This window comes from Tardiphaga robiniae (assembly GCF_013359755.1).
In the GTDB taxonomy this organism is placed as follows: domain Bacteria; phylum Pseudomonadota; class Alphaproteobacteria; order Rhizobiales; family Xanthobacteraceae; genus Tardiphaga; species Tardiphaga robiniae.
On record NZ_JABMCJ010000082.1, the window covers coordinates 192,965 to 214,583 of the forward strand.

Consider the following 21,619-nt stretch of genomic DNA (forward strand, 5'->3'; position numbering starts at 1 on the left):
CACCAACGCAAAATGGCCGGGCAAAGCCCGGCCATTTTCGTATCAACTTGATCGCGCGTGTAGCGGTTGGATCAGCCGTTCACCACCGCTAGCCCGGGCTGCGCAGCAAAGCCAGCCTTGTGCGCATAGCCCTTCACAATCGCTTCACGCTGCGCGTAGCTCAGAACGTTCTCGACATTGTCGAAGCCATCCGGCGCGATCTGCTCGACAGCATCGATCACGCCTTCCGGACCGCCTCGGCGGTTGGAGCGCACGATCTCCGCGGTCATCGGCAGGCGCTTGCGCTCATAGGCCATCAGCGCCTGGCGCGGATGTTCGGCATGGGCCAGCGAGTCGGCCAGCGCGCGCGCATCGAGGATCGCCTGCGAGGCGCCGTTGGAGCCGACCGGATACATCGGGTGTGCGGCGTCACCAAGCAGCGTGACGCGGCCGCCTGACCAGTATGGCAGTGGATCGCGGTCGCAGCAGGGATACTCCCAGAATTCCGGCGTCGCCGTGATCAGCGCGGGCACGTCGATATGCGGCACATTGAAACGCGCCACATGCGGCATCAATTCGTCGCGCTTGCCGGGGCGTGACCAGTCCTCGCGGCGCGGCGGCAATGTGCCACCCTCGCCGGTCTTCACCAGCACCGCCCAGTTGGTCAGCCGGTTGCCCGGCGTCTCACCCTCGGCGATCGGATAGACCACAACCTTGGCATGGAGACCACCGGCGACGATCATCGAATTTCCGGTCAGGAAGGCCGGCCAATCGCGCGCACCGCGCCACAGCATCAGGCCATTCCAGACCGGATGTCCTTCATTCGGGAACAGCGTGCTCCGAACCTTGGAGTGGATACCGTCAGCGCCAATCAGGATATCGCCGCGCGCGGTTTCGACATGGTTGTTATTGCGATCGAAGAAATAAGCGGTGACACCACCTTCGTCTTGCGTGAAGTGACCCAGGCGACGACCGGTGTGAATCGCCTCGGCGCCAAGGCGCTCTTCCACCGCACGATGGATCGCACTCTGCAGGCGGCCGCGATGGATCGAGAATTGCGGCACGTCATGGCCGGCGCCGAAGCCGCGCTTCTCGCGCCAGACTTCCTGCCCGTGACGGTTGAGATAATGCAGCTCATCGGTGCGTATCGCCACCGCATCGAGGCGATCGAGCAGACCGAGACCAGCGAGTTCGCGGATCGCGTGTGGCAGCGTGTTGATGCCAACGCCGAGTTCGCGGATTGAGTCAGCCTGTTCGTAGAGTTCGCAATTGATGCCCCGCGCCCGCAGCATCAAGGCGGTGGTCAGACCGCCAACGCCGCCGCCCACGATGATTGCTTTCATCAGCTCAACTCCACTCGATACAATGCCGTAAGATAGGTAGAGCCCTTGCGAAACCCATCAACGATACGCGCCGCAGTCATGGGTTTCGCTTCGCTCTACCCATCCTACGTTTGTGATCAATAAACTCGCATGCCCAGTCATTCAGCCGCAAGTGGCTTGGCGGCCTCCGCCCGCATCTCGGCGCGGGTCTTCGGCTTAGCCTTAATTTTCAGGTCTTCGAAATCCTGCTTGTCCCTGACGCTGTTGCGGAAAATCTGATCCTTGCCGGGCATATATTGTGGCGGGCAATAGGCATCCTTTGCACCATACCAGGCGGCCGCCTTGATGGTGAAGGACGGGTCGGTCAGGTGCGGACGACCAAGCGCGACGAGGTCCGCACGGCCGGCGGCCAGGATCGTATTGACCTGATCGGCGGACGTGATGTTGCCGACGCACATAGTGGCAACGCGGGCCTCGTTGCGGACTTGATCCGAGAACGGCGTCTGGAACATGCGGCCGTAGATCGGACGCGACTCCTTGACGGTTTGGCCTGTCGAGATATCGGCGAGATCGACACCGGCTTCGGCGAAGGCGCGGGCGATCTGCACCGCATCGTCACCGGTGTTGCCACCTTCGGCCCAGTCGGTCGCCGAGAAACGTACCGACATCGGCTTGTGTGCCGGCCACGCTTGACGCATCGCCGTGAACACTTCGAGCGGGAAGCGCAGACGGTTCTCCAGGGAGCCACCATATTCATCGGTGCGCTTGTTGGTGAGCGGCGACAGGAAACTCGCCAGCAGATAGCCGTGGGCCGTATGCATCTCAAGCATGTCGAAGCCACAGCGCTCGCCGCGGATGGCCGCGGCGACGAACTCCGCCTTCACACGATCCATGCTGGCGCGATCGATTTCCGCGGGCACCTGACTGTCCGGATAGTAAGGCAGCGGCGACGCCGAGACGATGTCCCATGCGCCATCGGCGAGCGGACGGTCCATGCCGTCCCACATCAGTTTGGTCGCGCCCTTGCGGCCGGCATGGCCGAGCTGCAGACAGATCTTGGCGGCGGACGTGTTGTGCACGAAATCGACAATGCGCTTCCACTGCGCTTCCTGCTCGTCGGTCCAAAGTCCCGCACAGCCAGGCGTGATGCGCGCGTCGCGGCCGACGCAGACCATTTCGGTGAAGACGAGACCTGCGCCGCCGATGGCGCGCGAGCCGTAATGCACCAGATGGAAATCGTTCGGCACACCCTCTTCCGCCGAATACATGCACATCGGCGACACTACGGCGCGATTGGCAAGCACCATATCCCGCATCTTGAACGGCTGGAACATCGGCACTTCCGGCTTATCGACATCGACGTCGAAGCCCTGCGCCTGCACCTTCTGCGCAAACGACTTGTCGACTTCCTTGACGAAGTCCGGCGCACGCAGCGTCAGGTTATCGTAGGTGATCGCCTTTGCGCGGGTCATGACGCCGAAGGCGAACTGCACGGGGTCGAAATCCCAAAAGCGATCCACGTGCTCGAACCAGACCAGCGACACATCCGCTGAATGCTGGATCTTCTCGACCTCCTCACGGCGACCGTGTTCGTAATCGTGCAACCCGGCCTCGACAGTGGGCGCCTTCGCCATCGCATCATGCAGCGCGATGGCATCTTCCATGGCGAGCTTGGTGCCCGAACCGATGGAAAAATGTGCCGTCGCCTTGGCGTCACCGAGCAGCACCATGTTGTCCTTGACCCAGCGCTTGTTGCGGATCATCGGGAAGTTGCGCCACATCGAACGGTTGATCAGCAGCTTGTGGTCGCCGAGGAACCACTTGAAGATCTCATGCATCCGATCGGCGGATTCCTGCTCGCCGAGGCCTTCCAGGCCGGCGCGCTTGAAAGTTTCAGGATCGGTTTCGAAGATCCAGGTCGAACGGCCAGCCTCATACTGATAGGCGTGGGCGATGAACGGACCCCACTCGGTTTCCTGGAACAGGAAGGTGAAGGCATCGAGCGGCTTGGTCGAACCCATCCAGGTGAACTTGTTCGAGCGCAAATCCACCTCGGGCGCGAAGTGCTCGATATACTTGTTACGGAAGTGGCTGTTGATGCCGTCAGCCAGTACGATCAGATCGGCATCGGCGAAACGTGCTTCGTCGGTGATATCGACCTCGAACAGCAGATGGACGCCGAGCTCGCGGGCCCGATCCTGCAGGATCATCAGCAGCGTGCGGCGCGAACAGCCGCAGAAGCCGTTGCCGCCGACGCGGTGAACAGTGCCGCGGAAGTGCACGGCGATATCGTCCCAGTAAGCGAATTCCTGGGTGATGCGCTGATAGCTGGGAAGATCGTATTTCTCGAAATTATCGAGGGTGGCGTCGGAGAACACCACACCGAAACCGAAGGTATCGTCAGGGCGGTTGCGCTCATAGACCGTGATCTCTGCCTGCGGGCGCTGCTTCTTCAGCAGGATCGCAGAATAGAGGCCCGCCGGCCCGCCACCGATAATCGCGATCTTCATGACAGCCTCCGCAGTCGTGCCTGGATGGAGATATTTTAAACCTAAAACAATTCCTGGCAAGCCTGACAAACCGGCAATTCGCCAGCTTTGATGCACATCAAATTGTCAGTCGGCGCGGTGCATCTTGAAATTGCTCGCGCCCGCGCGAGGCGACTTGTTGAAACTCTGTCATGGCCGGGCCTGACCCGGCCATCCATCTTACCACCCGCATTGCCGCCAAAGATGGATGCCCGGGTCAATCCCGGGCACGACGGTGCGTGTGTCTCAATTACCCTCAAACTTCGGCTTCTGCTTGTTCGCGAAGGCATGGAACGCCCGGGCGAAATCCTCCGTGGTCATGCACAGTGCCTGCGCCACCGCCTCGGCTTCGATCGCCTCTTCCACCGACATCGCCCATTCCATCGACAGCATGCGCTTGGTCATGGTGTTGGCATAGGTCGGGCCTTCGGAAATCTGCCTGGCCAGTGTCTGCGCCTGGCTCAGCACCTCTGCAGGCGCGACGATACGGCTGAAGAAGCCCCAGCGCTCGCCCTCCTCGGCCGTCATGAAGCGGCCGGTATAGAGCAGCTCCGACGCACGGGACTGGCCGATGATGCGCGGCAGGATTGCGCAAGCGCCCATGTCGCAGCCGGCGAGACCTACCTTGTTGAACAGGAAACCGACCTTAGCGCCGGTCGCCGCCAAACGCATGTCGGACGCCATCGCCATGATCGCGCCGGCGCCCGCGCAGATGCCTTCCACGGCCGCCACGATCGGCTGCGGGCAGGCGCGCATCGCCTTGACCAGATCGCCGGTCATGCGCGTGAAGGCCGTGAGATCCTTGGTATTCATCTCGATCAAGGGGCCGATGATTTCAAACACGTCGCCGCCCGACGAGAAATTGCCGCCGGCACCGGTGACGACCACGACCTTGACGTCGTCATCCATCGCACAAGCGCGGAAGAAATCCGTCAGTTCGCGGTAGCTCTGGAAGGTCAGCGGGTTTTTGCGTTCCGGCCTGTTCAGCGTCACCGTCGCGATGCCATCGGCCACCGCCAGCAGGAAATGCTCAGGCTTGAACTCGGCCAGCGGCAGCGTGACGGGATTGGCGACCTTGTTCTTGACCATGACTGACATATTGGCTCCCGGTAATTTGTTCGGTTCTTGTTGTTGCGGTTCGATCAGACTTCGCCGCCAGCGACGGCGATGCTCTGGCCGGTGATGGAACTGGCGCCAGTGCCGCACAGCCACAACACGGCATCGGCGACCTCGCCGGGCGTCACCAGACGGCCCTGCGGATTGTGCTTCGCCAATTCGGCAACAGCTTGTTCGCGCGTACGGCCGGTCTTGCTCATGATGTTGTCGATGCTGCCTTCCAGCAGATCGGTTTCGGTAAAGCCTGGGCACACTGCGTTGACGGTGACACCGCTTTTCGCGACTTCCAGCGCCACCGAGCGCACGAGACCGATGACAGCATGCTTCGCTGCACTATAGGCGCTGACATAGCCGTAGCCCTTGAGGCCAGCCGTCGAAGCCACCGCAACGATGCGGCCGCTCTTGCGCTTGACCATATCCGGCAGCACAGCCTGCGTTGCATAGACGACGCCCATGAAATTAACGTCCATCATCCGCTGGAACAGTGCTGCATCCGATTTCACGAATGGCGCAGACTCCGCAGCACCCGCATTCGCCACCAGAATATCGATCGGCTGGCGTTTCGCGGCATCCGCAATCGCGGCATTCAGCGCGGCTTGATCGGACACGTCGGCGGCCATCGCATGGTGCGCGTCACCAGCGGCAACGACCTCGTTCAGCACTGCAAGATTGCGGCCCAGGACGGTGACGGTCGCGCCGGCCTGCACCAACGATGCTGCAATGGCGCGGCCGATGCCGCGGCCGCCGCCGGTCACCAGAGCGTGGGAGGAGCGAGACAATCCGGACATGCGTCACCTTCCGCAGGCTCTCCATGAGCCTGCCTGGATATTATTTTAGACTTCAAGCTTTTGCAAGAAACAGGCAGGCCATGCTGCTAGCGGCTGCGGCGGAGCGTATCCGACGGGCTCTCACCGTAGCGGGCGCGGTAGAAGCTGGCCATCCGGCTCGGATGGGTAAAGCCAAGATCGAAGGCCATATCAATAACGCGCTCGCCCGGCGCCGCCCGCAGCAGCCGCGCATTCAAATGCGTTAGCCGGATATCCAGCAGCGCATCGGAGATCGACATGCCGAAATGCTTCTGGAAGCCGAGCTGCAGCGAACGTATCCCGATGCCAGCTGCGCGCGCGAGCCGATCGAGATCGAGCGGCTCAGTGGCATGAGCCTCAAGATAGTCCCGTGCCTTTCTCAGCACTGACGGCAGCGGACCAAGGCGCGCCGGGGAGCGGTCGATGGCACCGGTCAGCGTATGTCGCTGGCCGGTCAGCAACAGTCCAATCACAGAATCACGCAGGGTCGCCGCCATCATGGGCGAGATCTGCTGACCGGGTCCACGGTGCTCCGCCAGATCGACGAGGTATTCGATCTGGGACCTGATCGCGAGACCGAACGGCGTATTCAGATCGACCTGCGGATCGAACTCGATCACAGCACCAGATGTCTCCGCCAGAGCCGCCGCGCGCTCTTCTACCAGCCGCCGTTCGACCAGCAGGATCAGCTTGGCGCAATCGTCCTGCCAGACCATCTTTGTCGGCATGGTCGGCGACAGCAAGGACGCGGAACGCTCTGCCGACACCTCGATCGTTCGTCCGCCGGTATTGATCCGGGCACCGCCATGCAGCGGTAGCTGCAGCAGAAAAAAGCGATCGAGGCAGCCGGGATCAATCGACACCGAGCCACCATAGGAGACATAGTTCACGGAGAATCCATCGAACGCGGCACAGTTATGGAGCGCGTGAAAATCCGGCCAGGAGCGCTGCAAGGGATCCAGCGCATGCGGACAGAAGATGCGCCCGATCGAGTCGGCAGCCTCGTCGATATCCCTGGTGAAAACACGAGAGAACGCCGCAAGCCTTGCGGCGCGGGCCGGCTGGGCATTCCTCGATACGGCTGCGTCCAACACCATGGTCCGATCGCCTGCGTTATTTGAAGCCTAGACTATCCATGTCGCATCACGCCGCATAGCCAGCACCGCGCCGCAAATATTGCCGTGCTGCACAACGAATGCGCAGGCCGGCGTCTTCCAAAGATGAGTGTGCAGCGCAGCGTGGCCGCGCGCCCTCGCCTGCGCCGGTAATTATTTCGTCGTTTGGATAGCGGATTCGTTCAACGGCTAGAGACAGGCCCCGAGGTCACGCAGCATCCTTGCAGACGTGAAACCCAAGGGAGCAGGACCATGGCGGCACTTGAAAAAGGCATTACCCAGAACGGCACGGGATATAACGGCACCACGTGGAATATCCTTGGACAGGTCTATTTCCCGAAGGCCGTGACCGACTCCACCTTTGCCTTCGAGACCAACAGCGATCCCGGCCAGTTCGTGCCGGTGCATATCCATCCGACCCAGGAAGAATTCATCCTGGTGCAGGAGGGTATTCTCGACCTCAAGCTCGACGGTCAGTGGGTCCGCGCCCATGCCGGCGACCTCGTCCGTCTGCCCCGCGGCATTCCGCATGGCTACTTCAACAAGTCGGACAAACCGGCTCGCGCGCTGTTCTGGGTCTCACCGACACAGAAGCTCGAAGCCCTGTTCAAGCAATTGCACAATATGAGCGACATCGAAGCCATCGTCCGCGTCTCTGCCGAGCATGAAGTGAACTTCTTGCCGCCGGAAGCCAACGACTAACTTCGACGACCGGACCTAACATCACACGTCGCGGACGTCCCGCGCAGGCCAGTGCCTACGCGTGTAAACCCGCGCGCTCGCGATCCGTCGCTGCATTCAAACAGGAGATAAGCCATGGTCAAACAGAAGAATGTTTGCGTCATCGGCGCCGGCATCGCCGGCCTTGCCGCCGCCAAATCCTTCACAGCATGCGGACACAAGGTCACGATGCTTGAACGCAGCGGCGACCTCGGCGGCGTCTGGGAGCCAGCCCGCTCTTATCCAGAGGTGCAGACCCAGAGTCCCAAGGAACTCTATCGCTTCACCGACAAGCCGATGCCGGCGAGCTATCCGGAATGGCCCAAGGGGCCGCAGGTCCATGCCTATCTCACAGATTATGCACGCGACTACAATCTGATCCCGCTGATGCGTTTCAACACGACCGTCGTGAGCATGAAACGCCGCGAAGATAGCCTGCCCGGCTGGACGCTTGAGACACGCGATGCGGCTGGCAACACCGCGCAGGAAACATTCGATTTCGTGGCGGTCTGCACCGGACAATTTAACGAGCGCAAGGAACTGCATCATCCCGGCGAAGACAAGTTCAAGGCCGCCGGCGGTGTCATCCTGCATTCGGCGGAGCACACGGATTCATCCATCGTCAAAGGCAAGAAGGTCGTCGTGCTGGGCGGCTCGAAATCGGCCACTGATATCGCCGTGCATTCGGTCAATGCCGGCGCCAGCGCCGTTACCTTCGTCTATCGCGAGCCGGTCTGGCGCATTCCCTATTTCATCGGCGGCCTGATCAACTTCAAGCGCATCCTCTATATTCGCGCGCAGGAGGAGATGTTTCGGGGCTGGGGCCTGAGTGCGCTCTCGCGACTCAATCACGCCATTGCCAAGCCATTTATCTGGGCCAACTGGCGCGGGCTGGAGGCCATGTTGAAGACCCAGCTCAAGCTCAAGAAATGCGACATGGTGCCGGAAGGACGCATCGAGGACGGCATCAACTGCTCGGTGCCGATCGCCACGCCGAACTTCTTCCCGATGGTCGCTGATGGACGCATCAAGGCGGTCCGTGGCACCTTCGATCACTATGACGGCAAGACCATCGTGATGTCATCAGGCCAGCGCGTCGAAGCTGACGTTGCTGTGCTGGCAATCGGCTTCACACTCGGCGTGCCATTCCTGCCGCAGCAATATCGCGACAAACTCATCCAGGATGACGGTCAGTATCGGCTGTATCGCGTCATCGCCAATCCGGATTTGCCGGACATGGGATTTGTCGGTTTCAATTCCAGCTTCTGCTCGGTGCTGACGGCGGAAATGGCCGCCAACTGGCTGGTGCGCTATGCCGACGGCAAGCTGGCGAAGCAGCCGACGGCAGCCGAGATGCATCGGAACATGGACGAGATGCTGCATTTCAAGCGCGTTGAGCGTCCGGCCGCCGGTGTCTATGGCGGACTGTGTGTGGCACCCTATCACTTCAAGCATTTCGACGAACTGCTCGACGACATGGGCGCCACCAGCAAACGGCGCAGCGCGCTGGTGGAGAAGTTCACGCCGCCGGATGCGGACGCCTATGCGCGGTTTCTTGCGTCGGCTCCGAACTACAAAGCGGAGGCGACTGCCGCGTGATCGTCAGGCGAGCCGTGATCGGCTCGCCTCATCAGCTCACTGTGCCTGGGCAGCCTTGATCAGCTCGCGACCGATGATGACCTTCTGGACTTCGGTTGCGCCTTCATAGATGCGCAGCGCGCGGATCTCGCGATAGAGTTCCTCGACCTTGACGCCAGACTGCACGCCGAGACCGCCGAAAATCTGCACAGCACGGTCGATCACTGTCTGTGCCGCTTCGGTCGCGAACATCTTGGCCATGGCGGCTTCACGCGTGATGCGCGCCGCGCCCTGATCCTTGGTCCAGGCCGATCGATAGACCAGCAGCGCCGATGCATCGATCGACGTCGCCATCTCGGCAAGGCCGGCCTGAGTGAGTTGCAGATCACCGAGCGTATGGCCGAACATTTTTCGCGTCACCGAGCGATGCAGTGCTTCGTCGAGCGCGCGTCGTGCGAGGCCGAGCGCGGCTGCGCCTACCGTCGAGCGGAACACATCGAGCGTCGCCATCGCCACCTTGAAGCCCTCGCCGTCCTTGCCGATACGGTTCGCCAGAGGCACGCGGCAATCCTCGAATTTCAACGTGGCCAGCGGATGCGGCGCGATCACATCGATCCGCTCCGCAATCGTGAAGCCGGGCGAGTCCGCATCGACGACGAATGCGCTGATGCCGCGCGCGCCGGATTCACCGGTACGCAGGAACACGACATACTGGTCAGCAATGCCGCCATTGGAGATCCAGGTCTTGAGGCCATTAATGCGAACATGATCCGGACCATCAGGCATCGCCGTCGTCGTCATCGCAGCGACATCCGAACCTGCATCGGGCTCTGACAATGCGAAAGCTGCAATGGCCTCACCGCTGGCGACGCGCGGCAGATAGCGCGACTTCAACGCTTCCGAACCGAACAGGCTGATCGGGCCGGTGCCGAGTCCCTGCATCGCAAACGCGAAATCGGCGAGACCGCTCTCATAGGCGAGCGTTTCGCGGATCAGACACAGCGAGCGCACATCGAAGGTTGGAAACATGCCGCCATGGCTTGCCGGTACCGCTGCGCGCAACCATCCGCCGTCGCCGAGCGCCTTCACCAGACGCTTGCAGGAGCCATCGACGTCATGATGATCGACCAGACCGGGCAATGTCGCCTTGGCCCAGCGCGACAGACCTGTGGCCAGCTCGCGGTGATGGTCCTCGAAAAACGGCCAGGACAAAAATGACTGATCGGACATGGCTTCCTCCCTCGATGCATCGGCAATCGACATTGTTTTAAACCTAAAGAAATTTCGGACAAGGGCGATGGCCGGACATCACAACATCGCCAACCGGAAGGCGCATAGTCCGTCACCGGAGAGCGGACCTCTAAAAACGACGTGCCTCCGGATGAGGCAATCCACAACCCTTTAAGTCTAAAACTATCGCTTTTCATATATATCGGACATGCTAGGATCACCCCTGTCCGACAGCACAGGAGGCCTATGCGTGCCAAATTCTGCAGCCCTGACGACGAAGGACGGCCGCTTCGGCTTTGAGGCCAAAGGCTCCCCTGCAGCAACGCCGCTGGTGTTTTTGCATGGGATCGGCGGCGCCGGCCGCGGCTGGCGCCACCAGCTCGAAACATTCGGCGACCGCTACTACGCCATAGGCTGGGACATGCCGGGCTATGGCGGCTCAAAACAACTGCCAGAGCCAAGCATCCCGGCTTTTGCCGAAGCTCTGAAGGACTTTCTCGCACAGATCGGCGCCAGGAAGCCGGTGCTGGTCGGCCATTCCATCGGCGGCATGATCGTGCAGCGCTTCATGGTGGATTATCCCGAACTTGCCGGCGCCATCGTGCTGGCGCAGACCACGTCCGCCTTCGGCAGCTCCGACGGCGAATGGCAGAAGAATTTCATCGACGCGCGGCTTGGCCCGCTCGACCGCGGCGAGACCATGGTCTCGATGGCGCCGAAGCTGGTGGCAGGCCTGATCGGCGACAATCCGGATCCTGCCGGCCTTGAACTCGCACGCGACTGCATGGCGTCTGTGAAGCCCGACACCTACCGCGCCTCGATGAAGGCGATGATCGGGTTCGATCTGCGCAAGAACATCGCGGACATCAAAATACCGACTTTAGTCCTATCAGGTTCGAAAGACAACAACGCGCCGGCAAAGACGATGGCAAAGATGGCGGGCCTCGTGCCCGGGTCGACCTATGTCGAACTTGAAGGCGTCGGGCATCTCGCCAGTTTCGAACGCCCGCGCGAATTCAACGAAGTGCTCGCCGACTTCCTCAAAACCAGCCACAACCTTTCGGGGTCATCCTCATGAACAAGCCTGCCAGCAAGCCCGATCTCGACAGCATCGTTCTCGACAAGCCGATGTTCGATCCGAAGGCCTATCGTCTCGACGACGAACAGGCCGGGCTGATCGCCAAGGCGCGCGAGCTGGCGCAGGCTAATTTCGCCGGTCGCGCGGCGAAGTGGGATACCGAGGCCACCTTCCCGCTGGAGAACTACAAGGATCTACACAAGGCCGGTCTGCTGGGTATCTCGATCCCGAAAGCCAATGGCGGTTCAGGCGCGGGGTATCAGACCTATTCGCTGGCTGCTGCCGAGATCGGCCGCTATTGCGGCGCCACCGCGCTGACCTGGAACATGCATGTCTGCTCGACACTGTGGTCCGGCCCCCTCGCCGATGACCTCGACATGGATGACCAGATGCGCGCCGAACAGCACCGCCGCCGCGCCATCCACTACAAGCGCATCGTCGAAGACGGCGCGATCTATTCGCAGCCGTTCTCCGAGGGTGGCGCAGCAGCCGCCGGCGGCGTTGCGTTCGGAACCGAAGCGAGGCCCGTCAAAGGCGGCTGGATCGTCAACGGCAAGAAGATCTTTGCGTCGCTGTCGGGCTTCGCCGATTACTACGGCGTGCTCTGCACCGAAGTCGCTGAGGGTGAGAAGGCTTCGCGCCGCAACACGCTGTATCTGGCGATTTCCGCCAAGTCCGAAGGCGTCTCGGTCGTTGGCGACTGGGATCCACTCGGCATGCGCGGCACGGTCTCCCGCACGCTGATCTTCAAGGACGTGTTCGTTCCGGAAGATGCAGCGCTGATGCCGCGCGGCGTCTACTTCCAGGCCGCGATGCGCTGGCCGCACATGTTCCTGACGCTGTCACCGACTTACGTCGGTCTCGCACAAGCATCGTATGATTTCACCGTGAAGTATCTCCGCGGCGAAATCCCGGGCATGCCGCCAGTCAAGCGCCGGATGTATCCGACCAAGCAGATCGCCGTGGCGCAGATGCAGATCAAGCTCGAACAGCTCAAGTCGACCTGGTTCCAGGCCGTGACCGAAGCCTGTGCCAATCCGAGCAAGGAGCAGGTCCTGCGCGCCTACGCCGCGCAATACACCGTGATGGAAGGCGCCAACGAACTCGCCGCACTGGCGATCCGCACCTGCGGCGGTCAGGCCATGCTGAAGACGCTACCGCTGGAGCGCATCTATCGTGACAGCCGCTGCGGTGCACTGATGCTGCCATGGACTGCCGAACTGTGTCTGGATCGTATCGGCCGAGAAGCACTCTACGAGGCCGGTGAGAAAGACGAGTAATCGTGGATCTCTCCAGCCTCATCGCCCGCAACGCCGCATTCACGCCGGACAAGCCCGCGATTCATTTCGAGGGCAAGACACTCAGCTATGCCGTGTTCAATGCGCGGATCGAGGCGACGGCGAAGGCACTGAAGGCGGAATGCGGCGTTGGTCGCGGCGACCGCGTCGCGATCCTGAGCATGAACCGGCCCGATTATCTGGTTCTGCTCTATGCCTGCGCCCGCCTCGGCGCGATCATGGTGCCGCTGAACTGGCGCCTCGCGGTCGCCGAGCAATTGTTCATCCTGTCCGATGCTTCGGTAAAGGTGCTGGTGCTGGAAGAAGGCTTTGCGGCGATCCTTCTGTCGCTTGCGAAAGAGTTGCCGGACACCCGCGTGGTCGCGCTCGACTTCACACCCGATGCGCCCGGTCAGACTTTCGACCATCTGCTGTCGTGCGCGTCCGGCGACGGCCGCAACCCGCATACCGACCTCTCCTGCCCGCTGCTGATCGTCTACACGTCAGGTACCACCGGCCGTCCGAAAGGCGCCGTGCTGCGCCAGGAAGCGCTGCTGTGGAACGGCGTGATGAGCCAGCACATGCATGGCATCACATCGCACGATCACGTGCTGACCGTGCTGCCGTTCTTCCATGTGGGCGGCCTGAACATCCAGACCACGCCGGCGCTGCATCACGGCGCTACCGTAACCATCCATGCGCGCTTCACACCCGACTCCACGCTGGAAGCGATCACGCGGGAGCGACCCACCCTGACCGTTTGGGTACCCGCGATCATTCAGGCAATGAGCGAGCATCCCGCCTGGGCTGCGACCGACGTGTCCTGCCTCAAGGCCGTATCCACCGGCTCCAGCATCGTGCCGCCGCATCTGATCGAACGCCTGACAGCGCGCGGCATTCCCGTGCTCCAGGTCTATGGTTCAACCGAGACCTGTCCAATCGCGGTCTATACGCGGCTGGGCGGCGACCTGTCGCGTACGGGATCGACGGGTTTGCCCGGCCTGTGCTGCGAAGCCATCATCATCGACGACGACGGCAACGAGCTGCCTGCCACTGCCACCGGCGAGATCGCTGTGCGCGGCCCGAACGTGTTCTACGAATATTGGGGCAACGAGAGCGCGACGCGCGAGGCGCTGCATGACGGCTGGTATCGCACCGGCGATATCGGCACGCGCGACGATGACGGCTATTTCTGGGTCCACGACCGCAAGAAGAACATGATCATTTCCGGCGGGGAGAACGTCTATCCCGCCGAGGTCGAACGTGTGTTGCTCGAACATCCCGATGTCGCCGATTGCGGCGTCGTCGGTGTGCCCGATCCGAAATGGCAGGAAGTACCAGTCGCCTATGTGCTGCTGCGGCCGAATTGCAGCGTGACCGCCGAGACACTGAAGGCCCATGTGCTCACGCAGCTCGCCCGCTACAAGCAGCCGCGCGACATCGTATTCGTCACTGACCTGCCGCGCACAGCGCTCGGCAAGGTGCAGCATTTCAAACTGAAGCAGGTTCAGGCGGCAACGCCGAGCGACGGAGAGACCAATTGAAGATCGCAGTATTGGGTGGCGGCAACGGCTCCTTCGCAGCCGCGGGTGATTTCGCACTGCAGGGCCATGACGTCCGCCTGTGGCGCCGCGACGCCGAGGCTGTTGCCGAACACAAGAAGGCCGGCTCGCGCATCAAGGTCAAGAATGCCCAGGGCACACACGACACCCAGTTGACGCTGGTGACGACTGATATCGCCGAGGTGATCAAGGACGTCGAACTGATCTTGTGCCCAGCCCCTGCCTTTGCGCAGCCTGATATCGCCAAGCGGATCGCACCTCACCTCAAAGATGGTCAGGTCGTTTATCTGCCGCCTGCAACCTTCGGCTCGATGATATTCGCCAAGGCTGCGCATGACGCCGGCAACACCGCCAAGGTCGCCTTCGCCGAGACCGGCACGCTGCCCTGGCTCGCGCGCAAACACGGACCATTCGAAGTGGCGATCACCATCCGCGCCAAGCGGCTGCCGACCGGCGTGTTCCCGCTTCACATGATGGACTATGCCTGCAAGGTCATCGACAAGGCCTTCCCCGGTGTGATCGAGCCATGCGGCGATGCGTTGTCCGGCGCGCTGATGAATGCCGGTCCGATTATCCATCCGCCACTCATCGTCATGAATGCCGGGCCGCTTGAGCATTTTCCGACCTGGGACATTCACAAGGAAGGTACGCAGCCCGCGATCCGCCGCGTCACCGACGCGCTCGATGCTGAGCGCATCGCGATCCGCGAGGCCTTTGGCTACAATGGCGCGCATTTCCCGCTGGCGGATCACTACGCCAAGGAAGGCGAAGAGTGGATGTATGGCCGCGGTTCGCATGATCGTCTCACCGACAGCGGTGACTGGCGCGAGCACATCGTGCTCACCGAGCATCGCTACATGCGCGAGGATCTGCGCACGGGCCTGTCGTTCTTCCTGTCCTGCGCCACGCTCGCGGGCGTCGAGACACCGCTGGTCAAAGCCTTCCTCGCCATCGGCGGCGCGATCTGCGGCGAGAACTTCCTGCAGGGTGGCCGCACGCTCGCAAGCCTCGGCTTCGGCGATCTCGATCAGGCCGCGCTGCTGAAGCTACTGCGCGAAGGCTTTGCCGCATGAGCGCCCGTGCCGCCATCGCATGTCTTGGCGCAGGCCGCATGGGCCGCGGCATTGCCGTCGCCTTCGCCTATGCTGGCCACAATGTCGCAATCGTCGACTTCAAAGCGCGCGAGGACGACAAGTTCAAGGCACTGGAAGCCGAGGCGCTTGGCGAGATCCGCAAGACCTTTGCCAGCATGGCGCGCTTCGGCCTGCTCACAGAAGCTGACATCGAAACACTGGTGTCACGCATCAGCGTTGTGCCGGAAGCCGGTGCGGGCGCTGCGCTCAGCAGTTCGGCGATCATTTTCGAAGGCGTGCCTGAGGTGCTCGATCAGAAGCGCGATGCGCTGGCGCGCGCCTCACAACTCGCAGGCCCCACGCCGATCATCGCATCGACGACGTCGACCATCCTCGTCGATGACATCTCCAGCGCCGTCGAGCATCCCGAGCGCTTCCTCAACGCACACTGGCTGAACCCGGCCTATCTCGTGCCACTGGTCGAAGTCTCGCCGGGCGCCAAGACCGATCCGGCGATTACCGTGCGGGTGAAGGAGATGCTCGAAGGCATCGGCAAGGTTCCCGTGGTTTGCGCCGCGACACCCGGCTATATTGTGCCGCGTATCCAGGCAATGGCCATGAACGAAGCCGCGCGCATGGTCGAGGAAGGCGTTGCCAGTCCCGAGGATATCGACAAGGCGATCAAATACGGTTTCGGATTCCGCTTCGCGGTGCTGGGTCTGCTAGAATTCGTCGATTGGGGCGGCGGCGACATTCTGTATTACGCCAGCAAGTATCTCACCGGCGCGCTCGACAACGATCGCTATTCGTCGCCAGAGATCGTCGGCCGCAACATGGCCGAGGGCAAGATTGGCCTCAAGACCGGCGAAGGTTTCCTCAACTATGAAGGCCTCGACGTCGATGCCTATCGCGAGGGACGGCTGTCGGCGTTTGTGGATTTGCTGAAGCACTTCCAGTTGCAGAAGCCGCCGGTGCTTTGAGGCACCGCGCTCTACTCTCTCGTCATGCCCGGGCTTGACCCGGGCATCCATCTTTGCCGCAAACGCTGACGATAGTTGGATGGCCGGGTCAAGCCCGGCCATGACGAGTTTTAGTTATGAAGGCTGGCGAGTAATAGCGGCAGAGCTGCCTCTATACTTCATACTTCCGGGAAGCCCCGCAGCAGATAACTGCGCAGCCAGTGCAGCAGGCTGTTCAGGATCAGACCGAGCATCGATATCATGATCAGCGGGACGAACATGTCCACGGTCTGAAACGTGCGCGCGGCCTGCACCAGCATGTGACCGAGGCCATCGGTCGAGGTGATCATCTCGGCGAGGAATACCACGATGCAGGAGATCACGAGGCCGATGCGGCAGCCGGTGAGGATCGATGGCATCGCGGCGGGCAGCACCACCTTGAACAGTATCTGCCAGCGCGGCGTGCCGGCGGCCATCGCGGACCAGATCAGCTTCTGCTCGACCATCGACGCGCCGTAATAGGTCGAGAGCAGGATCGGGAACAGCGCGTCGGCAGTCACCAGCGTGATCTTGGAGGCGTGGTCGAAGCCGAGGATCAGCAGCAGCGCGGGATACAGCGCGATCTTCGGGATCGGCGCCAGCACGCGCACCAGCGGCTTGACGACGGCATTGACTGCCGGGCTCACCGCTGCAGCAAGACCGATGAACACGCCGACGACCACGGCAATGCCGAAGCCAGCAAACAGCCGGATCAATGTCGCGGCGATATCGTGCAGAAAGTCGCCATTGAAGAAGTCCTTCGCCAGCTTGCCGAACACGGCGCCTGGCGGTGGCAACAAGCTCGTCGGCGCGAAGCCGAATGAGATCAGCGACTGCCACAGCGCGATGAACAGCACGATCGGCGTGATGCCCAGCAGAACCGAATTGATGCGTTCCTGGTTCATGTTGCGCTCACGTAAAGCTGAGAGGCATGTCGTCGCGCGGCTGCGACCAGCGCACCAGCGACAGGCGGAGCTTCTCGAAGGCCGCATCGAAGATGATGCCCATGGCGCCGATGATCAGGATCATCGCAAACACCGTGTCGTACTGCGCCATGTCGAGCGAGTTGAACAGGATGTTGCCGGCGCCGGACTGGCGCGCGATCATCTCGGAGGTGATCATGGTGATCAGCGCCAGCACCAGACCCGTGCGGCAACCCGTGAGAATTTCAGGCAGCGCTGCCGGCAACACGATGCGGAGCATGCGCATCGGCGCCGACATGCCCATCGCCGCACCGGACCACAGCATCTTTTCTTCGACGGCCTTGGAGCCCTGGAACGCGTGATAGATGATCGGCAAGCTGACACCAAGGAAGATGACGAGGATCTTGGAGACGTCGCCGACGCCCATCCACAGCATGATGATGGGCATCAGCGCCGCTTTCGGCACCGGATAGATGATCATCATCAGCGGATTGAAGAAGGCCGCGACAGCCTTGATGCGCCCCATCAGCAGGCCCAGCGGGATCGCAAACATCACCGCGAGTACGAGACCGATGGCCATACGACGGATGGAATCGAGAATGTTCAGCAGCGATCCCTTGTCTCCGAGGATCGACGGAATGGCCTTGATCGACTCCAGTGCCGTTGGGAAGCTTTCGGTATCCAGCCGCAGCGAGGCAATCTGCCAGACGCACAGCAACCCGATGCAGGCGAACAATGGCGAAAGTGTCTTGAGCACCCCGCGCACGGTCATCACAGATGGTCCTTGCCGTCGTCGATCATCTTCTCGATATCGACGATGTATTTCTGGAACCGTGCGTCGAGCAGCAGATCGGCGCGCTTGCGCGGCCGCGGCAGATCGATATCGACGATTTCCTTGATCGAGCCCGGCGAGCGCGACATCACGATCACCTTGTCTGAGAGATAGACGGCTTCCTCGACCGAATGGGTGACGAACAACACCGTCTTGCGCTGTGTATCCCAGATGTCGAGCAGATCGTTCTGCAGCCGCGTGCGGGTATGCGCATCGAGCGCGCCGAACGGCTCATCCATCAGCAGCACGGCGGGATCATAAGCCAGCGTGCGCGCGATCGCGACGCGCTGCTTCATGCCGCCGGAGAGTTCTTTCGGATAAAAATTCTCGTAGCCCTTGAGGCCGACCATCTCGAGCAGCTTGCGGCCGCGCGTTTCGGCTTCAGCCTTCTTCATGCCCTGCTGGCGCATGCCATACATGACATTGCCGAGCACGTTCTTCCACGGAAACAGCGCGAATTCCTGAAACACCGGACCGCGATCGGGACCCGGTCCAGTGATCGCCTTGCCCTTCACCTTGGCGACGCCATCGGTCGGCTGCACGAAGCCGCCGACGATATAGAGCAAGGTCGACTTGCCGCAGCCTGAGGGTCCGAGGATCGAGACGAAGGCGCCGTCTTCGATGGTGAGGTTGATATCCGACAGCGCCAGGTGGCTTTGCTTGCCGGAGGTCTGGAAGCGCTGCGAGACGTGATCGATTTCGATCATGGCTGAAGCGGGTTTGCGGCCGGATAAAGGTTCCGACTCGGCGTGAGCGTCCGAACGTAGCGACACCACCTGCATTCCCGGTCCTTCATTTGCCATGCACGCATTGCAATCACGACGGCCCGACTGTGTCCATCATGCTGACGGACGCAGCGTAGCCGGAAACTGCAATTACTTTAAGCTTCAAATTTATGCGGGCAACGCCTTTTTGCTAGTCAGCGCCTGCCGCGAACAGGGCAGCTTCCCGCAGCAGGACTTTCGGCGCTTTTGGTGCGTTTAGTCGCGGAAATACGGCTCCACAGGGCCCGACAGCTTGATCAGCAGCGGATTGCCGTACCGGTCCTTTGCCGCGCCGGCGGGCACCTTCACCCAGCCTTCGCTGACGCAATATTCTTCGACATTGGTCTTCTCGGCGCCCTTGAAGCGAATGCCGACATCGCGCTGCAGCACTTCGGCATTGTAGAACGGGCTTCGCGGATCGGTGGACAGGCGATCGGGCAGATCGGCTGATGCGTTGGTGTTGTCGGTCATAGCAGCGCCTCGATTTTCTCTCGCAGTGATTCAGGTTTGGCGGTCGGCGCAAAACGCTCGACGACCCGTCCGGAACGGTCGATCAGGAATTTGGTAAAATTCCATTTGATTCCCGAACCCAGCAATCCGGACTTTTCAGATTTCAGGTAATTATACAATGGATGCGCCCCGGCGCCATTCACGTCAATCTTCTCAAACAGTGGGAAGGTGATGTGGTAATTGGCCTCGCAGAAGCTCTCGATCGCCTTGGCGTCGCCCGGCTCCTGCGCGCCGAACTGGTTGCAGGGAAAGCCCAGCACGGAAAATCCGCGCGGCGCAAAATCCTGTTGCAGTCTCTCCAGCCCCGCATATTGCGGCGTGAATCCGCAGGCGCTGGCGGTATTGACGATCAGCAGCACCTTTCCTTCGAACTGCTTGAGCGCGACAGGCTCACCTGTCAGTGCGTTCGCAGAAAAATCGGAGATGCCGGTCATCGCACTGATCCCTCTCAGGCCGTCACGGGGTCGCAAGGCATCGGCGGGGTACCGCCGGCCTCGATGGCTTCGCCGGCCAGCAGACAGAGATCCTCGCGGTAACGGCCGGCGACGACCTGCACGCCGGTCGGCGCACGGCCGACGAGGCCTGTGGCGACGCTCAGCGCCGGCAGGCCCATGAAGGGAATGCCAATCTGCGGCATCTGGGCGGCCCAGACGCGATCGAAGCCTTCCTGGCCCTGCATATCCAGATGATCCGGGAACGGCAGCTCTCCGGACATCGGCATCAGCACCACGGCATAGCGCTGCAAGAACATTTCCCAGTCGCGCACGAAGGTGGAACGGCGCACCAGCGCGCGGGACAGGCCGCCATTCTCGAAGTCCTTGAGCTTGTCCTTCTGTCCGCGCAGACAGACCAGTGCTGCGGGATCGCCCTCGCGTTCGGCCGCATCCAGCATGCCCTGATAGCCATCGCCGAACCAGAGCTGCGTCTGCAAGGCGGCGGCCTCGCGCAGGGCCGGCGTGTTCTCGACTTCCTCGACGACCCACCCTGCCCGCTCCAGCCGCTTGCCGGCATCGCGCACGGCAGCTTCGACGTCGGCGGTGATGGCGAGACCATCAGGCCGTAAGCACATGGCGGCGCGCTTCTCGCGGTTCGGTCCTTTGAGCGGCGCCGGCACCCACCAGGGATCGCGCGCATCCGGCTGTGACATCGCGGCGAGGCCAAGGCGCACATCGTTGATGGTGCGCGCCAGCGGGCCGGACACCGCGGTGATCTGGCCGGAGATGATGCGCTCGGGCAGCGCCTGATTGTAAGCCGCGATGCGGCCGAGCGTGGGACGCAACCCGTGCACGCCGCAGGCATAAGCGGGATAGCGAATCGAGCCCGCGATATCGGTACCATGAGCGATGTGGCCGATGCCGGCGGCGACCGCGCTGCCTGCGCCGCCAGACGAGCCGCCCGGCGTCAGCGAGGGATCGCGCGGGTTTTTGGTATCGCCATAGAGCTGATTGGTGGTGAACCAGCGATAGGAAAATGCCGGGCAATTGGTGCGGCCGATGATGACGGCGCCAGCCTTCAGCAGATTGTCGATCACCGGGCTGTTGGTCTTGGCGATGATCTCGTTCTGGATCTTCACGCCATTCGATGTCGGATAGGTCGCGTAGTCGATATTCACTTTGACGGTGATGGGCACGCCGCCGAGCGGGCCGACATCGTCGCCGCGCGCAATCGCCGCATCGACCGCATCCGCCCGTGCCAGCGCCTCATTGGGTCGATGGTCGACCACGGCATTGATGGCAGGGTTCACAGCATCGAGCCGTGCGAGGCCAGCCACCGTCGCCTCCTTGGCGGACACCTTGCGGTCGCGAATGAGTGCGGAGAGGTCAGTTGCCGACAGGCGCCAGAGATCGTTCATGCAGTGCTCCATTGCTTGTCGCTTGTTAACGCAGGCGGCCGGAGATTGCCAATCAGGCACGATTTCGCAGTCTCGCGGCGCCGAAGCGTCCGAGCTAATGAGCATTCCTTCCCACCCTCAATCGAGAGGGCGTGCGGAACGCCGGGTGCCCGTTGCACCCTTGGGCCTGATGCGAATGCGGTCTTCCGCAATCTAGAGTGCATCAGGACTTTCGGAGGCGCCGAGCAAGTGCCCGACGTTCCGCATACGGTGTTTTTTCGGTTGCCTGCACATCTGCCATGGCGAACGGTCCCATCACCAAAATTAATGTCCCAGGGCGGAGGGACAGGGTAGCCTCAAGCGAGTAAGCCGAACGC

The 21,619-nt window shown here is 61.8% G+C and carries 19 protein-coding genes; 7 read left to right on the top strand and 12 right to left on the bottom strand.

Annotated elements, in window-relative coordinates; translation table 11 throughout:
* Window positions 1-71: 71 nt before the first annotated feature.
* The 5 genes from HP556_RS12810 to HP556_RS12830 form a co-directional block, all read right to left on the bottom strand.
* A complete protein-coding gene (locus tag HP556_RS12810; RefSeq protein ID WP_175367244.1) occupies window positions 72-1,322 on the bottom strand; it encodes a flavin-dependent oxidoreductase in 1,251 nt (416 codons plus the stop codon).
* A 137-nt stretch (window positions 1,323-1,459) separates the two neighbouring features.
* Window positions 1,460-3,811: a bifunctional salicylyl-CoA 5-hydroxylase/oxidoreductase gene (locus HP556_RS12815; protein WP_175367245.1), complete on the bottom strand. Its 2,352-nt coding sequence runs from the start codon at window positions 3,809-3,811 to the stop codon at window positions 1,460-1,462.
* A 264-nt stretch (window positions 3,812-4,075) separates the two neighbouring features.
* The gene (locus tag HP556_RS12820) at window positions 4,076-4,918 is read right to left on the bottom strand and encodes an enoyl-CoA hydratase family protein (protein WP_175367302.1); all 843 of its coding nucleotides are present in this window, start codon (window positions 4,916-4,918) and stop codon (window positions 4,076-4,078) included.
* A gap of 53 nt (window positions 4,919-4,971) precedes the next feature.
* On the bottom strand, window positions 4,972-5,733 hold the full coding sequence (locus HP556_RS12825; protein WP_175367246.1) for an SDR family NAD(P)-dependent oxidoreductase: 762 nt from the start codon (window positions 5,731-5,733) through the stop codon (window positions 4,972-4,974).
* An 86-nt stretch (window positions 5,734-5,819) separates the two neighbouring features.
* The gene (locus tag HP556_RS12830; protein ID WP_175367247.1) at window positions 5,820-6,848 is read right to left on the bottom strand and encodes an AraC family transcriptional regulator; all 1,029 of its coding nucleotides are present in this window, start codon (window positions 6,846-6,848) and stop codon (window positions 5,820-5,822) included.
* Window positions 6,849-7,118: 270 nt separating this feature from the next.
* On the opposite strand from HP556_RS12830, the gene HP556_RS12835 reads away from it, so the two are divergent.
* Both HP556_RS12835 and HP556_RS12840 read left to right on the top strand, forming a co-directional pair.
* Complete coding sequence (locus HP556_RS12835) at window positions 7,119-7,568, top strand: cupin domain-containing protein (protein WP_175367248.1); 450 nt, start codon at window positions 7,119-7,121, stop codon at window positions 7,566-7,568.
* Window positions 7,569-7,682: 114 nt separating this feature from the next.
* Window positions 7,683-9,185, top strand: coding sequence for a flavin-containing monooxygenase (locus tag HP556_RS12840; RefSeq protein WP_175367249.1), 1,503 nt, complete (start codon window positions 7,683-7,685; stop codon window positions 9,183-9,185).
* Window positions 9,186-9,221: 36 nt separating this feature from the next.
* Here HP556_RS12840 and HP556_RS12845 read toward each other — a convergent pair whose 3' ends face one another.
* Window positions 9,222-10,394, bottom strand: coding sequence for an acyl-CoA dehydrogenase family protein (locus tag HP556_RS12845; RefSeq protein WP_175367250.1), 1,173 nt, complete (start codon window positions 10,392-10,394; stop codon window positions 9,222-9,224).
* Window positions 10,395-10,644: 250 nt separating this feature from the next.
* Here HP556_RS12845 and HP556_RS12850 point away from each other — a divergent pair, with 250 nt between their 5' ends.
* The 5 genes from HP556_RS12850 to HP556_RS12870 are packed head-to-tail and all read left to right on the top strand — an operon-like array spanning window position 10,645 to window position 16,364.
* Window positions 10,645-11,472, top strand: coding sequence for an alpha/beta fold hydrolase (locus tag HP556_RS12850; protein ID WP_175367251.1), 828 nt, complete (start codon window positions 10,645-10,647; stop codon window positions 11,470-11,472).
* Window positions 11,469-12,752 (top strand): acyl-CoA dehydrogenase family protein, encoded by a 1,284-nt coding sequence (locus tag HP556_RS12855; RefSeq protein WP_244558535.1) that lies wholly within the window; start codon window positions 11,469-11,471, stop codon window positions 12,750-12,752. Before HP556_RS12850 ends, HP556_RS12855 begins: the two co-directional genes overlap by 4 nt.
* A gap of 2 nt (window positions 12,753-12,754) precedes the next feature.
* On the top strand, window positions 12,755-14,293 hold the full coding sequence (locus HP556_RS12860; protein WP_175367252.1) for a long-chain-fatty-acid--CoA ligase: 1,539 nt from the start codon (window positions 12,755-12,757) through the stop codon (window positions 14,291-14,293).
* Window positions 14,290-15,384 (top strand): NAD/NADP-dependent octopine/nopaline dehydrogenase family protein, encoded by a 1,095-nt coding sequence (locus tag HP556_RS12865; RefSeq protein WP_175367253.1) that lies wholly within the window; start codon window positions 14,290-14,292, stop codon window positions 15,382-15,384. The genes HP556_RS12860 and HP556_RS12865 overlap by 4 nt, the downstream gene beginning before the upstream one ends.
* Complete coding sequence (locus HP556_RS12870) at window positions 15,381-16,364, top strand: 3-hydroxybutyryl-CoA dehydrogenase (protein ID WP_175367254.1); 984 nt, start codon at window positions 15,381-15,383, stop codon at window positions 16,362-16,364. The genes HP556_RS12865 and HP556_RS12870 overlap by 4 nt, the downstream gene beginning before the upstream one ends.
* Before the next feature lie 158 nt (window positions 16,365-16,522).
* On the opposite strand, the gene HP556_RS12875 is transcribed toward HP556_RS12870, so the two are convergent.
* The 6 genes from HP556_RS12875 to HP556_RS12900 form a co-directional block, all read right to left on the bottom strand.
* Window positions 16,523-17,287 (bottom strand): ABC transporter permease, encoded by a 765-nt coding sequence (locus HP556_RS12875; RefSeq protein ID WP_068732140.1) that lies wholly within the window; start codon window positions 17,285-17,287, stop codon window positions 16,523-16,525.
* Window positions 17,288-17,294: 7 nt separating this feature from the next.
* Entirely contained in the window at window positions 17,295-18,077 is a 783-nt protein-coding gene (locus HP556_RS12880) for an ABC transporter permease (RefSeq protein ID WP_093760676.1), read from the bottom strand.
* Window positions 18,077-18,919, bottom strand: a complete 843-nt coding sequence (locus tag HP556_RS12885; protein ID WP_231081171.1) for an ABC transporter ATP-binding protein — start codon at window positions 18,917-18,919, stop codon at window positions 18,077-18,079. The genes HP556_RS12880 and HP556_RS12885 overlap by 1 nt, the downstream gene beginning before the upstream one ends.
* Before the next feature lie 198 nt (window positions 18,920-19,117).
* Window positions 19,118-19,372, bottom strand: a complete 255-nt coding sequence (locus tag HP556_RS12890; RefSeq protein WP_068732134.1) for a DUF3297 family protein — start codon at window positions 19,370-19,372, stop codon at window positions 19,118-19,120.
* Window positions 19,369-19,845, bottom strand: a complete 477-nt coding sequence (locus HP556_RS12895) for a glutathione peroxidase (protein WP_089267434.1) — start codon at window positions 19,843-19,845, stop codon at window positions 19,369-19,371. The genes HP556_RS12890 and HP556_RS12895 overlap by 4 nt, the downstream gene beginning before the upstream one ends.
* A gap of 14 nt (window positions 19,846-19,859) precedes the next feature.
* Window positions 19,860-21,263: an amidase family protein gene (locus tag HP556_RS12900; RefSeq protein ID WP_175367256.1), complete on the bottom strand. Its 1,404-nt coding sequence runs from the start codon at window positions 21,261-21,263 to the stop codon at window positions 19,860-19,862.
* Window positions 21,264-21,619 lie beyond the last annotated feature (356 nt).

Bases quoted from the DNA above. Each gene is read 5' to 3' on its own strand.
- HP556_RS12840 (WP_175367249.1), top strand. From the start codon at position 7,683: ATGGTCAAACAGAAGAATGTTTGCGTCATCGGCGCCGGCATCGCCGGC.
- HP556_RS12825 (WP_175367246.1), bottom strand. From the start codon at position 5,733: ATGTCCGGATTGTCTCGCTCCTCCCACGCTCTGGTGACCGGCGGCGGC.
- HP556_RS12895 (WP_089267434.1), bottom strand. From the start codon at position 19,845: ATGACCGGCATCTCCGATTTTTCTGCGAACGCACTGACAGGTGAGCCT.
- HP556_RS12835 (WP_175367248.1), top strand. From the start codon at position 7,119: ATGGCGGCACTTGAAAAAGGCATTACCCAGAACGGCACGGGATATAAC.
- HP556_RS12890 (WP_068732134.1), bottom strand. From the start codon at position 19,372: ATGACCGACAACACCAACGCATCAGCCGATCTGCCCGATCGCCTGTCC.
- HP556_RS12870 (WP_175367254.1), top strand. From the start codon at position 15,381: ATGAGCGCCCGTGCCGCCATCGCATGTCTTGGCGCAGGCCGCATGGGC.
- HP556_RS12880 (WP_093760676.1), bottom strand. From the start codon at position 18,077: ATGACCGTGCGCGGGGTGCTCAAGACACTTTCGCCATTGTTCGCCTGC.
- HP556_RS12815 (WP_175367245.1), bottom strand. From the start codon at position 3,811: ATGAAGATCGCGATTATCGGTGGCGGGCCGGCGGGCCTCTATTCTGCG.
- HP556_RS12885 (WP_231081171.1), bottom strand. From the start codon at position 18,919: ATGCAGGTGGTGTCGCTACGTTCGGACGCTCACGCCGAGTCGGAACCT.
- HP556_RS12830 (WP_175367247.1), bottom strand. From the start codon at position 6,848: ATGGTGTTGGACGCAGCCGTATCGAGGAATGCCCAGCCGGCCCGCGCC.
- HP556_RS12820 (WP_175367302.1), bottom strand. From the start codon at position 4,918: ATGGTCAAGAACAAGGTCGCCAATCCCGTCACGCTGCCGCTGGCCGAG.
- HP556_RS12845 (WP_175367250.1), bottom strand. From the start codon at position 10,394: ATGTCCGATCAGTCATTTTTGTCCTGGCCGTTTTTCGAGGACCATCAC.
- HP556_RS12875 (WP_068732140.1), bottom strand. From the start codon at position 17,287: ATGAACCAGGAACGCATCAATTCGGTTCTGCTGGGCATCACGCCGATC.
- HP556_RS12900 (WP_175367256.1), bottom strand. From the start codon at position 21,263: ATGAACGATCTCTGGCGCCTGTCGGCAACTGACCTCTCCGCACTCATT.
- HP556_RS12855 (WP_244558535.1), top strand. From the start codon at position 11,469: ATGAACAAGCCTGCCAGCAAGCCCGATCTCGACAGCATCGTTCTCGAC.
- HP556_RS12810 (WP_175367244.1), bottom strand. From the start codon at position 1,322: ATGAAAGCAATCATCGTGGGCGGCGGCGTTGGCGGTCTGACCACCGCC.